12 protein-coding genes are annotated in these 12,675 nt (G+C 66.1%); 6 read left to right on the top strand and 6 right to left on the bottom strand.

The window, feature by feature from the left end:
* Positions 1–7: 7 nt before the first annotated feature.
* A complete protein-coding gene (locus HALRU_RS10915) occupies positions 8–553 on the bottom strand; it encodes a CDP-2,3-bis-(O-geranylgeranyl)-sn-glycerol synthase (RefSeq protein WP_015301446.1) in 546 nt (181 codons plus the stop codon).
* 226 nt (positions 554–779) lie between these two features.
* Between HALRU_RS10915 and HALRU_RS10920 the strand changes: the two genes are divergently transcribed.
* Positions 780–1,619 (top strand): proline dehydrogenase family protein, encoded by an 840-nt coding sequence (locus HALRU_RS10920; RefSeq protein ID WP_015301447.1) that lies wholly within the window; start codon positions 780–782, stop codon positions 1,617–1,619.
* Positions 1,620–1,736: 117 nt separating this feature from the next.
* Positions 1,737–2,423: a DUF502 domain-containing protein gene (locus HALRU_RS10925; RefSeq protein WP_015301448.1), complete on the top strand. Its 687-nt coding sequence runs from the start codon at positions 1,737–1,739 to the stop codon at positions 2,421–2,423.
* A 520-nt stretch (positions 2,424–2,943) separates the two neighbouring features.
* On the opposite strand, the gene HALRU_RS10930 is transcribed toward HALRU_RS10925, so the two are convergent.
* A complete protein-coding gene (locus tag HALRU_RS10930) occupies positions 2,944–3,876 on the bottom strand; it encodes a branched-chain amino acid transaminase (RefSeq protein ID WP_015301449.1) in 933 nt (310 codons plus the stop codon).
* 142 nt (positions 3,877–4,018) lie between these two features.
* Here HALRU_RS10930 and arcD point away from each other — a divergent pair, with 142 nt between their 5' ends.
* A complete protein-coding gene (gene arcD / locus HALRU_RS10935) occupies positions 4,019–5,473 on the top strand; it encodes an arginine/ornithine antiporter ArcD (RefSeq protein WP_015301450.1) in 1,455 nt (484 codons plus the stop codon).
* Between the two features lie 149 nt (positions 5,474–5,622).
* Here arcD and ribB read toward each other — a convergent pair whose 3' ends face one another.
* The 3 genes from ribB to cofH all read right to left on the bottom strand — a co-directional run bounded on the left by ribB (position 5,623) and on the right by cofH (position 8,643).
* The gene (gene ribB / locus HALRU_RS10940) at positions 5,623–6,309 is read right to left on the bottom strand and encodes a 3,4-dihydroxy-2-butanone-4-phosphate synthase (protein WP_015301451.1); all 687 of its coding nucleotides are present in this window, start codon (positions 6,307–6,309) and stop codon (positions 5,623–5,625) included.
* Positions 6,293–6,997, bottom strand: coding sequence for a DUF120 domain-containing protein (locus tag HALRU_RS10945; RefSeq protein ID WP_015301452.1), 705 nt, complete (start codon positions 6,995–6,997; stop codon positions 6,293–6,295). The genes ribB and HALRU_RS10945 overlap by 17 nt, the downstream gene beginning before the upstream one ends.
* A 191-nt stretch (positions 6,998–7,188) precedes the next feature.
* Positions 7,189–8,643 carry a 7,8-didemethyl-8-hydroxy-5-deazariboflavin synthase subunit CofH gene (cofH, locus tag HALRU_RS10950; RefSeq protein ID WP_015301453.1) on the bottom strand — a complete coding sequence of 485 codons (1,455 nt, stop codon included), beginning with the start codon at positions 8,641–8,643 and terminating at the stop codon, positions 7,189–7,191.
* 248 nt (positions 8,644–8,891) lie between these two features.
* Between cofH and HALRU_RS10955 the strand changes: the two genes are divergently transcribed.
* Entirely contained in the window at positions 8,892–9,911 is a 1,020-nt protein-coding gene (locus HALRU_RS10955) for a phosphoribosylaminoimidazolesuccinocarboxamide synthase (protein WP_015301454.1), read from the top strand.
* Positions 9,912–10,052: 141 nt separating this feature from the next.
* Here HALRU_RS10955 and HALRU_RS10960 read toward each other — a convergent pair whose 3' ends face one another.
* On the bottom strand, positions 10,053–11,360 hold the full coding sequence (locus tag HALRU_RS10960; protein ID WP_015301455.1) for an acetamidase/formamidase family protein: 1,308 nt from the start codon (positions 11,358–11,360) through the stop codon (positions 10,053–10,055).
* Between the two features lie 341 nt (positions 11,361–11,701).
* Here HALRU_RS10960 and purS point away from each other — a divergent pair, with 341 nt between their 5' ends.
* Together purS and purQ are read left to right on the top strand one after the other, a co-directional pair.
* A complete protein-coding gene (purS, locus tag HALRU_RS10965; RefSeq protein ID WP_007703420.1) occupies positions 11,702–11,953 on the top strand; it encodes a phosphoribosylformylglycinamidine synthase subunit PurS in 252 nt (83 codons plus the stop codon).
* Complete coding sequence (gene purQ / locus HALRU_RS10970; RefSeq protein WP_015301456.1) at positions 11,950–12,624, top strand: phosphoribosylformylglycinamidine synthase I; 675 nt, start codon at positions 11,950–11,952, stop codon at positions 12,622–12,624. Before purS ends, purQ begins: the two co-directional genes overlap by 4 nt.
* The last annotated feature ends 51 nt before the right edge of the window (positions 12,625–12,675 follow it).

Consider the following 12,675-nt stretch of genomic DNA (forward strand, 5'->3'; position numbering starts at 1 on the left):
CCCACGTCTACCACGGTTCGTCCTTGAACCCGAACCAGTAGGCCAGGACGTTCGTCCCGACGTGGAGGATCGGCGTCAGCACGAGAATCACCGCCAGGACGCCGAGGGTGTACTCGTCGCGGAACCATCCCGGCGCGACGACGTACGCGAACACGAGCGCCAGGACGACGAAGTCGAGCTGGTCGACCACCGGAAACGGCGCGCCGCGGCGCCGGCCGGTCCGGCGTTTGAGGAACGACGCGGCGATGTCGCCACACATCGCCCCCAGCGGCAGGGCGATCGCCACCGCGAGCGGGAACGTCGGCAACCCGATCCCGATCGCCGAGCCAACTTCGCCCGCGATCGCGTTCAGAACGAACGCGAGCACGGCCCCCACGGCCGTCCCGACAGCGGTTCCGCGCCAGCTCTTACCGTCACCGAGCAGTCGCGACCCGCCAAGCGTCCGGCCGCCGTCGATCGGCCGCCCGCCGCCGGCCAGCACCGCCGCGTTGTTCGGAACGTACGCGGGCAACATCAGCCAGAACGCGACGACGATCGTCGAGAGTACTCCCATTCTCGATCGGTGGAACGAACTCACCCCTCTTAATCGCACTCACTTTCGGTCGTCACCCTGACACGGCCTCCAATCGCCCGACTACACGTGGACCAGCGTCGACCACCACGTCACCACACTCACCGCATCTGCCAGCGCTGCGTTCCCCGCCTATCAGTACCACGATGGTGGGGACGACCAGCGCGAATCATCAACGCACATATATCCCGCCTCGAAATGATCGCGTATGCTTCCCCCGATCGCGAGTCGTTTCGTCGCCGGTGAATCACCGGCCGACGCGCTCGAGCACGCTCGTGAGGTGAACGAGCGTGGCGTCTCAGTGATCCTGAATCGGCTCGGCGAACACTACGACGAACGCGGACCCGCCGAGGACGACGCCGCGGCCTACCGCGATCTCGTCGAAGAACTCGCGAACACCGACGTCGACGCCTGCATCTCGATCAAGCCGTCCCAGCTGGGACTCGACGTCGGCGACGACACCTTCCGCGAGCTCGTCACCGACCTCGTCGACCACGCCGCCGACCGCGACGTCTTCGTCTGGATCGACATGGAAGACCACCCGACGACCGACGTCACGCTCGACGTCTTCTGCGACCTCGCCCGGAAACACGACGGCGGCGTCGGTGTCTGCGTGCAGGCGAACCTCGAACGTACCCGAGCGGACGTCGAACGACTCGCCGACGTCCCCGGCAAGGTCCGCTTCGTGAAAGGCGCCTACGACGAACCCGCCTCGATTGCGTACAAAGACAAAGCCCGCGTCGACGAGGCCTACCGAGAACTCCTCGAATACGCCTTCGAGCACTTCGACGGCGGCATCGCCGTCGGCAGCCACGATCCCGAGATGATCGACCTGGCGAAACGGCTCCACGACGAACACGGCACGGACTTCGAGATCCAGATGCTCATGGGCGTTCGAACCGACGCCCAGTTCGATCTCGCCGCCGAGGGCTACGACGTCTGGCAGTACGCCCCCTACGGCGGCAAGTGGCTCTCGTACTTCTGGCGGCGCGTCCGCGAACGGAAGGAGAACCTGCTGTTCGCTCTCAGGGCCGTCGTCGGCCGGTAACCCACCGATCGCAATTTTGGGTGCCAGCGTGCCATCACCTGACACACCTCCGTTCAGTACACGCCTCACCCGGAACAAATGAACACGCTCATAGGGGCCGGGTGAGTGATTCCGAGCATGACCTCGTGGAAACGGGACTTCGCAAGCGGCCTCGTGGTCCTCGGCCCGATCCTCGTCACTCTCTTCGTTCTCTACTGGCTCTACGGCTACGTCGCCGCACTGGCGCCAGGGTTCATCCTGCCGGACGACTTCATCGTCGAATTCCTCGGCAACGGCGAGGCTGCCCAGCAACTGGCCGGGCTCATCCGGGTCCTGATCACGATGACGGTCCTCGTCATTCTCGTCTTCGCCATCGGCTACCTGATGCGAACCACCGTCGGCGACCTCTTCGAACGCCTCATCGACAACCTCGCCAACCGCCTCCCCGGCCTCCGCGTCGTCTACAACGCCTCGAAGATGGCCGCACAGACCGCCGTCGGCGAACAGGAGACGCTTCAGGAACCGGTCAAACTCGAAGTCTGGGACGACCTCCGAATGACGGCGTTCCGCACGGGAAAAACCGCCGAAGACGGCCGACAGCTCGTCTTCATCCCGACCTCGCCGAACATCACCAGCGGCTTCGTCGTGGAAGTGGAACCGGACAACGTCGAGGAACTCGACGAAAACGTCGAAGAAGCCCTCACTCGGGTTCTGAGCGCCGGCTTCGGCGATAGCGATCGTGACGGCCCCATGGGCGGCGGCATCCCGATCGACGTCATCGACGAAGGCACGACCACGACGGAGACGAAAACAGACGACGACTAACACCGAACTTTTACACTGCGTTTGTGTCTCGCTGGGTGCGCTAGCGCGCACCACAGCGAGTCGACACTCGGTAAAACTTCGATGAAAAGCACTCCTCCCTCCCCGACAGCCGCGCACAGCGCGGCTTTTGGGTCAGTCGTCGGCCCGCTCACAGCCTCCGGCTGCTCGCGGTGAACGCATGTGAGTCCGCCAGCCTTTCCCCGGGTCGTGACAACGGCGCTTCGCGCCGCGTCACTCCCGGCCGGCAGTCTTCATCCAATTCCCCCTTCAAACAAGAAGTTGGCCGTGAGCCCGGTTGCCGCAATACGGCGGCCGGGCGAACCGGGGAAGGGCAGGCATCTCTATCGAATTATTCCGCGAGTGAGGCACCGCCGAGCGAGCGGGCCGACGACTGATGTGGAGGGCGCTACGCGCCCGGAACGGAGGGAGGAGTGCTTTTCATCGAAGTTTTTCCGAGCGTCGGCGGACCGTGCGCCAGCAGCGCTGGCGTCGGTCCGCCAGAGCGCAGCGAAAAAGTTCGCTAGGGGTACGTGAACCACTCCTCGTGGTCGTCGGTGCGGCGTTCGACGACGTCGAAGAAGCGGGTCTGGAGTTCCTCGGTGATGGGGCCGCGGGAGCCGTCGCCGATCTCGACGTTGTCGACGCGTTTGATCGGGGTGACTTCGGCGGCGGAGCCGGTGAAGAAGAGTTCGTCGGCGGTGTGGAGTTCGCCGCGGGAGATGGTGGCGCCGTCGTGGACGGTGTAGCCGAGCTCGCGGGCGAGCGTGATGACGGTGTCGCGGGTGATGCCGTCGAGGATGGATTCGGCGAGGCCGGGCGTGTAGAGTTCGCCGTCGCGGACGAGGAAGATGTTCTCGCCGGGGCCTTCGGCGACGTTGCCCTCCTTGTTGAGGACGATGGCTTCGGCGTAGCCGTTGCGGCGGGCCTCCTCGCCGGCGAGCATGCTGTTGACGTAGAGGCCGGTGGTCTTGGCGTTGGTCGGGATCTGGCTGGAGGCGTGTTTCCGCCAGGAGGAGACCATCACGTCGATGCCGTTTTCGAGGGCGTCCTCGCCGAGATAGGTGCCCCACGGCCAGACGGCGATGGCGGTGCGGGTCGGACAGTCGCCGGGGCTGACACCCAGCGACTCGTAGCCGTAGAACGCGAGCGGGCGGATGTAACAGGAGGCCAGATCCTGTCGCCGGATGAGTTCCATCGTGGCCTCGGTGAGTTCTTCGCGCGTGTGGTCGATCTCCATCTCGTAGGGTTTCGCAGAATTGTAGAGGCGATCTAGGTGTTCCGGCCAGCGGAAGAGAGCGGGGCCGTCCTCGGTTTCGTAGCAGCGAGCGCCCTCGAAGATGCCGGTTCCGTAGTGCATCGCGTGCGTGAGGACGTGGATCTGGGCGTCCTCCCAGTCGACGAACTCGCCGTCCATCCAGATCGTGTCGACGTCCATCTCGTCGAAGCTTGCCATAAGAGAGGGATGGCGCGGCCATCTCTTAAAACCACGAGTGACGGTTTCGGCAGGGAGTACCGCGAGATGCGAGAAGCGGCATATATTCCCTGTAATAATCTAACCAAGTCATTTAATTAGCGTGAGGAATTACAACGAGGAGATGAGCGAGTTCACTGCCCTCACCTACGAGGACATCGACGAGGCGAAACGACCCAGTCTCGGCGAGGCTCTCGTGCCGGTCGTCGCCATCGTCGTCGCCCTCGGCGTCGGCTCCGGCTATCTCGGCCTCGCGCCGCACGCCCCGCTTCTCTGGAGTATCACGTTTACGGGACTGTTCGCCCGGTACCGACTCGGCTACGACTGGGACGGCGTCTACGACGCTGCAGCCGCCGGCCTCCGGATGGGGCTACAGGCGATTCTCATCCTGTTCGTCATCTACGGTCTCATCGCCACGTGGACCAGCGCCGGCACCATCCCCGGCCTGATGTACTACGGCCTCGGTGCGCTGTCACCGACCGTCTTCCTGCCGGCGACAGCCATCCTCTCGGCGATCGTCGCCTTTGCCATCGGTTCCTCGTGGACCACCGTCGGCACCCTCGGCGTCGCCTTTATCGGGATCGGGAGTGGCCTCGGGGTCTCCGCGCCGATGACCGCGGGCGCCATCGTCTCCGGCGCCTACGCCGGCGACAAGCAGAGCCCGCTCTCGGACACCACGAACCTCGCCGCCGCCGTCACCAACAGCGGCCTCTACGATCACATCAGGGCGATGCGGACCGGGACCGCCGTCGCGTTCGGCCTATCGCTGGTCGCGTACGCTGGCCTCGGCGTCTACGCGATTTCTGGCGGCGGTGCAGACGTCGCGAGCATCAGCGAACCGCTCGCGAACTCGTACGCGCTCGGGCCCCTGGTCTTCCTGCCGCTAGTGGTCACGTTCGGGCTCGCCATCCGTGGCTACCCGCCGCTGCCGTCGTTGATCGCCGGCATCTTCGCCGGCGTATTCACCACGATACTCGTACAGGATGTCGGCTTCGCCGCCGCGTGGGACGTCTTTCTGAACGGCACCAGCCCCGAGACGGGCAGCGAACTCGTCAATGGCCTCCTGACGACTGGCGGCATCGCCGGCTCCGCGTGGACCATCGCCGTCGTCGTCGCCGCGCTCTCGCTCGGCGGCCTGCTCGAACGCACGGGCGTGCTCGCGACACTCGCCCACCACCTCACCAGTGCCGTCTACTCACCCGGCTCCCTCGTCGCCGGCACCGGCGCCGCCGCGATGGTGACGAACGCGTTCTCCGCCCAGCAGTACATGAGCATCGTCGTCCCCGGCATGAGCCTCCGCAGCCTCTACGAGGAGTACGGCCTCGACGAGACCGACCTCTCCCGGGCCGTCGAAGCCGCCGGCACCCCCACGGGGCCGCTGTTCCCGTGGCACGCCGGCGCCGTCTACATGACCGGCGTGCTGTTCCCGAACGTCGCCGGGGCCACCTCGTGGCTGTGGCTGCCGTTCTACTTCTTCGGGTTCCTCTCGCCGCTCGTCCTCTTCGCGATGGCGTTCTCCGGTCACGGCTACGACCAAAGTCGTGACCGCGTGGACGCCGCTGTCGTCGCCAACGACTGATATCCTCGCTCTTCGATTCGTGAATCGCTACCCGCAGCAGTTCGGCCAGCGCTACGAGCGCACTGGCAAGCAATGGTGACAGTCGTGGGGCGTTCCAGAGACGGCGGACCGTCGTCCCAGGGACGCCGTTGAAGAGCGCGTCGAGCGAGTTACTCGCCGAGGACGTCCAGAATCTCGCTGCCCTCGAGATAGACGAGGTCGTGCCGGGCGGCGTAGGCACGGGCGTCGCGAGGCGTCACGGCGCCGCCGGTCTCGTCGTCTAACATCTCGCAGACGACGACGGCGGGGTCGGTGTCGGCCGCGTCGGCCAGGGCGAGGCCGAGTTCGGTGTGGCCCTCGCGCTGGGCGAGGCCCTCCGGGGCGGCCTTCAGCAGGTGGACGTGGCCGGGAACCCGGAATCGATCGGCGAAATCGGCGGCGTCGGGGTTACCTGCGGCGTCCGCGAGTTCGCGGATCGTCAGCGATCGGTCGTCGTCGGTGATGCCGGTGTAGGTGTCGCGGTGGTTGACGGTGAGTGAAAACGACGAGCGGTCGTCGTAGCCGAGTTCGTGGTCACCAGCGGCGGGGTGATCCACCGCCTCCGTGTAGAACGGCAGGTCGAACGCCTCGGCGACCTCGTGAGAGAGGGCGACGCACACGAGGCCACCCGCGTCGTTGCGGAGACGGGCGACGGCGTCGGCGGTGACCGCCTCGGCGGGGTAGATCAGGTCGGTCTCGCCCTCGCGGTCGGCAGCGTCGTGGACACAGACGGGCTCACCGCGGCTGAAGGCGTCGATGGCGCGTTCCAGTGCGTTCGCGCCGGTCTGGTGGCCCGACATCTCAGTCGTCTCCGACATGGACGATCACCTGATCGCCGTCGGTCAGGTCGAGGCTGTCTCGGAGTTTCTCCGGGGCGATGAGTTCGAGCTGGTCCTCGTCGTGGTGGGTTCGTTCCGGCGCGATCGTGTGGGCGTCCGTGTAGGTCTCGCCGTCGGCCGTTTCGATCGTGGCCGGGTGACAGACCGCGGGGCCGTAGGTTCGCTCGTCGTCCTCCCAGCCGTCGATGGGAACAGGTTCGACGGCGTCCATCGCGCGGCGGCGACGGACGCTCTCGTCGCGAAGTTCGACGTTAAGCGTCCCGGGGAACGGATCGTAGCCGAGGCGGTCGTCGAACTGACGCTGATAGCCCGGGAGCGAGATGTAGTGGCGGCCCTCGCCCATGCCGCTGGTGATGGCTCCCTCGAGATCGACCTGGGGCGCCGTCTCGAAGAGGCGCCGGTACTCCTCGTAGGCGGCCCGCAGTTCGTGTTCACCTTCGTCCGTGACGACGACCCACTGGCCGTCGCTGACCGTGTCGCGCTCGATCAGCCCGGCGCTCTCGAGGCGCTGGAGGCGTCGCGAGGCCGTCTGGTTCGAGGCGTCGAGTTGCTCGGCGAGGTCGGCACACGAGATCTTGACGTCGCCTTCGAGCCCGCCCGTGAGGGCGAGCAACTTCAACGTGGCCCGTTCGTCGTGGCCCACGACCGACGTCGCTGTGACTGACATACCTCACGCTTCCGCCTCGGGCGGTAAAAGCATACCGGATGTGGGGTGCATTCCAGAAATGGAATACGGAGTAGCCGTCGCGAACGAGCCGTTTCTGTCCCAACTCAATCGGCTCCGGCGATATGAACCCGTCGGGTGCGGGAACCGGCGACTGCATCTGGTGCATCCGGGAATCACATTCGCTGGCGGTGTCACTCCCGAATCAGCGGCGTGCCGTCGGCCTTCGGTCCGAGCCGCGGGCCCAGCGGGGACTCGTTCGGATCGACGACGCGGCGCTGTTCGTAGTCCGTCGACCGTTCGACGGGGATTCGACCGATCGATGAGATGAGGTCGGCGTAGTCGGCGACCGACCGGAACTCGCCGTACTCGCCGCCAGCGCGCTTCGTGATCTCCTCCGAGAGGATCGTCCCCATGAAGTCGTCGGCGCCACAGGCGAGCATCGAGAGGCCGCCCTCGTCGCCGTACTTCACCCACGAGGACTGAATGTGTTCGATGTTGTCGAGGAAGAGGCGCGAGACGGCGATCATGAGTTCGTCCTCCGCGCGCGAGGCGCCGCCGGAGACGACGCCGTGCTCGTACAGCGGCGTGTTCTGGTGGATGAACGAGAGTGGGACGAACTCCGTGATCGCACCGTCGACGCGCGCTTGCAGGTCCCGGACCCGCTTCAGGTGCAGCGCGCGGTGGGCTTCGTTCTCCACGTGGCCGTACATGATCGTCGCCGTGAGCCCCATCCCGACGGAGGCGGCGGCTTCCATCGCGTCGAGCCACCCCTGGGTGTCGATCTTGCCGGGACAGATCACGTCACGTACCTCGTCGACGAGGATTTCGGCTGCAGTTCCTGGAACTGTATCGAGACCGGCCTCGTGGAGGCGCCGGTAGATCTCCTCGTAGGACCAGTCGGTGCCGCGACGGGCGTGGGCGGCCTCCTCTGGCGTCATCGAGTGGACGTGGACATCGTCGACGCTCATCGCCTCTATCTGGTCGACGTACGTCCCTGGATCAGTTTCGTAGGTTTCGGGGCGTTTGTAGTTCAGGTCGCGATAGGCCGCCTTCGGGCCGTGCTCGTCGACGTACCCGTCCAGAATCGAGCGATGTTCGTCGTCGAGTGCGAACGCGGGATGGAGGCCGGAAACGGAGGTCACCTCGTAGATACCGCGATCGACTGCATCGGCGACGATCTCGCGACTCTCCGCTGGCGTCTTGGTGAATCCCGGTACCTCGACACCGTCTGGGGCATCGTGATCGGATTCGAACGTGTGGGCGGCGTCCTTGAAGTTACAGAACAGGCACCCGACGTTGCACGCGGTCGTGACGTTGTTGTTCAGGTTCGCCACGAACGTGACCTCGTCGCCGACGATGTCCTGACGCCGATGATCGGCGGCCTGGAGCACCTGCTCCTTCCGGCGCGTGTCGATCCCGTCGACGCCGGTCCCGGTCGTCAGCAGTTCGATCGCGTCGTCGACCGTGAGGCGGACGCCGTCGCGGGCCTTTCCGAGCGCGTTCTCGAACGACTGGTCGGTCTCGGGGACGACGTCGAACGAGACGTCGAGCTCGTCGGCACCAGCCAGCTGCGCTCTCCCTTCGGCTCGGCCGTCGTCACCCGCTCCGGGTCGAGCGGCGTCACCCGCGCCCGCAGTTCCGTCCATCAGGGAAGGGAATCCAGTGTACCCGCAAAAACGTGGTGGTCCCCGACGGATGTTGCTGGAACGAGTCAGTGTATCATGGTGCTGGAACGAGTCGGATCGGGCGAACTGTCGGGCCACACTGAAAGGTTGATGGGGGAGGGCCGCAGTTGCTCGGGTATGGACACCGGTGTGCAGGTCGCGTCGGGAAGCGTGATGGGCGACCGAGACGATATCGCGTCACGATCGAATGCCCGGAACGCGGTGATCGCATGACGTCAGTCAAGGAGTTTCAGATCGACGAACCGGCGACAGCGACCGAACTGGGTCGGGGCTCGTTCGTCTTCACCGACGACTACTCGGTCTTCGACTGGGGAAAGATGCCCGACGAGATCCCCCAAAAAGGCGAGAGCCTCTGTACGATGGGGGCGTACAACTTCGAACGGCTGGAAGCTGCCGGGGTGGCGACACACTACCGCGGCGTGGTCGACAACGGACGGGCGGTCCCGCTGACCGACACGACCTCGCCACCGCGCGAGATGGCGATCGACCTCACGCAAGTTCCCGACCTGCCACACGAAGGCCGCGACTACGACTACGACGCCTACCACGCCGACGCGGGCGAGAACTTCCTGATCCCCCTCGAGATCGTCTTCCGCAACCGTGTCCCCGTCGGGTCGAGTCTCCGCCGGCGGACCACCCCGGCCGACCACGGGCTCGACCTCGACACCTGGCCCGAGGAAGCCGTCGATCTGGAGACCCCGATCGTGGAGTTCTCGACGAAGTACGAAGAGTCCGATCGCTACCTGGACCGTGCCGAAGCCGACGCGATCGCCGGCGCGGCAGCGATCGACGAGCTCGACTCACTCGCCCGCGAGGTCAATCGCATCGTCACGAAACAGGCGAGTGGCGCCGGCCTCGACCACCAGGACGGCAAGATCGAGTGTCTCTACTACGAGGGCGAGATCCGCGTCGCCGACGTCGTCGGCACCTTCGACGAGAACCGCTTTGGCTACGAGGGCACACAGCTCTCGAAGGAGGTACTCCGCCAGCACCACAAGCGCACCCAGCCCGAGTGGGTCGACGCCGTCGACGCGGCGAAAGCCGAGGCCAAACGAACCGATCGGGCCGACTGGAAGGCCCTGTGTGAGCGGGAGCCGGAGCCCCTCGACGAGAGCGTGCTGCAGACCGCTCGCGACATGTATTGTGCCGGGACCAACGCCTACACGGGCACCGACCACTTCGACGCACCGGCGCTGTCGACGGCCATCGGCGCCGTCAGTCGACTGTAGTCCCCGCGTGGTGGCGACCGGGACGCGTGATAGCGACCGAATTCACTCTTCTCACCGGCGGTCGTCCGTCGACCGTTGACTGGTCGGCCACCGTGTCTGGTCCTCGATACCGACTCGATCCTGGCTATCGACTCGATGCGCCTAGAGGTCGTACTGTTCGCGTACGAGGTGAGCGATGCCCCTGTCCTCGAGGACGGCCATCGGCGCGAGCATGTCGAGTTGCACCACGCCCGGGAGGCGACCGATCTGGACGCCGCCGGTGAACGTACAGCGCGCCCGGACCTCGCCTTCCGTCATCTCGAGCAGGTCGCCGGCGCGATCGAAGGCGTTCTGAGTCGCGTCGTTGATCGTCGCACCCGACCCAATCACCTGGATCGGTCCCATGTCGTCTTCGAGGGTGGTCCGATGTGCGTCGGCGAGGTCGCGACCGGTCTCGCGCTCCGCGTCGCTGTAGGGTTTGCTGATGAACGGGAGGTCCGCCTCGTTCGGGAGGAGGAGCGGACCGTCGAGGTCCAACCCCTCGACGACCTCGACGTCCATCTCGACGGTGCCTGTGACGTCGGTGGTGTGCAGTGAGAGTTCGCCGTCGCCCTGGTTCGCGTGGAGGTCGCCGACGTAGACGCCCGCACCGTCGACCTTGACGGGGCAGATGAGCGTCGCGCCGGCCCGAACCTCCGGGACGTCCATATGGCCGTCGGTCCGGGCACCGAGGGCTGCCTCGCTCTCGAGGCCATATTCGTGTTCGGCGCCGATCAGAGACTGACCAAAGTCGCCCGCGTTGTGGGAGTCAGGAATCGTCACGGACGGCGTCGTTCCGACGTTGCCGATGAACGGGCGAAGTCGACCGAGTGTCCCGGGCATCTCCGTCGGTTCGTACAGCAGAATCGGGTGCTGGCGGGAATTTTCGGGGAGGTCCATCACCGATTCGGCGTCCTCGGCGAGGGCGTGCGCGCCCTCCTCGTCGACAGTCACGCCGACGGTGTGATCGTCGTCGAAGGCCACCGTGTACCCGTACTCGAACCCGAACGGGGAGGCGTTCGCGCCACACTCCGCACACCGAATCGCGTCCTCGCCAGTGCCCTCGACGACGGTTTCGGGCCACTCTGCGCCGCACTCCGGACAGCGGTGATCGACGAACGGGTCGTCGCCGAACGCGCCCTCGCGCTCCGCCATCGACCCCGTGCTGGTCGCGAGGCTCGTCACCTCGACGTCTCGGATCCGCAGCGCGACGGCGTCGCCGACCTCGGCACCCTCGACCCGGATCGGTCGGGTCACCTCGTGGCCGCCCCGGAAACTGGGCGTGATCATCGGCCCCCAGCAGCCGGGCGGCGTGTGTGTCGTGATCGTCCCGCCGTCGGCGACCGTGCCCGCCCACTCCTGGTCCGGCCCGACGAGTCCGGGTGTGTACCGGTCGACGAACAGTTCCTGCGCTACTTCTTGCTGTGCCATACCAACCCATACTCTGCGGGCGGGCATAAGTTCGTCACCGGCACCGTTCGACACGCCTGCGCGAGCCGGCGCGCCTCCCCGCTCACTTCACGAAAAGTCTCGCTGCTCGCGGCTTCCTGCGGTCGCCGCTTGCCGTTCCGTGATCCTCGCCTTCGCTCGGATCTCGCTGCTCGCCGCTTCCTGCGGTCGCCGCTTGCCGTTCCGAGATTCTCGCTACCGCTCGAATCTCGCCGCTCACGGCTTCCTGCGGTCGCCGCTCGCCACTTCGAGGCGACTCACGTTCGTTCGCCGCCTCGCACAATACGAAAGCGTTTTTGAGCCTGCTCGCGCGCGTTCAGGTAATGACAGCCTACACCGCGACGGTGACCGTGCGACTCAAGCACGGGGTGCTCGACCCCGAGGCCGAGACGACGAAGCAGGCCTTAGAGCGCCTGGACTTCGAGCTCGACGCGCTGCGCTCGGCCGACCAGTTCGAGATCGACCTCGACGCGGCGGACGCCGACGCGGCCGCCGATCGGGCCGGGGAGATGGCCGAACGGCTGCTCGCGAACCCGACCATCCACGACTACGAGGTCGACGTCGCCCAGCGATGACGGTCTCGATCGTCAGATTCGGCGGCTCGAACTGCGACCGCGACGCCGAGCGCGCACTCGACCACCTCGGCATCGACGCGGAGATCGTCTGGCACGAGGACGGCCTCCCCGCCGACACGACCGGCGTCGTCCTGCCCGGTGGCTTCTCCTACGGTGACTATCTCCGCGCCGGCGCGATGGCCGCCCAGTCGCCGATCATCGACGAGGTCGAATCACTGGCAGCCGAGGGCGTCCCCGTACTCGGCGTCTGCAACGGCGCCCAGATCGGCTGTGAGTCGGGGCTGACCGAAGGTGCGTTCACGACGAACGAGAGCGCGCGATTCCAGTGTGAACACGTGTACCTTCGTGTCGAACGCGACGACACACCCTGGACCGCCGCCTACGACGAGGGTGACGTGATCGAGATCCCCATCGCCCACGGCGAAGGCCGCTACGAGATCGACGCCGATCGCCTCGACACACTCGAAGCCGAGGATCGGATCCTCTTTCGCTACTGCGACGAGAACGGCGACGTGACCGACGCCGCCAATCCGAACGGCTCCCGCCACAACGTCGCCGGCGTCCTCGGTGACCGCGAGACGGTCGCCGTGATGATGCCCCACCCGGAACGGGCGACGATTCCCCACGTCGGGATGACCGACGGCCAGGGCGTTCTCCGGGCGTTCGAGTGATCGAGAGCGGGGGAAGTTCCCGTCCCCAGCCGGATCACATCGGATCGAAAA

The organism is Halovivax ruber XH-70, assembly GCF_000328525.1.
Taxonomy (GTDB): Archaea; Halobacteriota; Halobacteria; order Halobacteriales; family Natrialbaceae; genus Halovivax; species Halovivax ruber.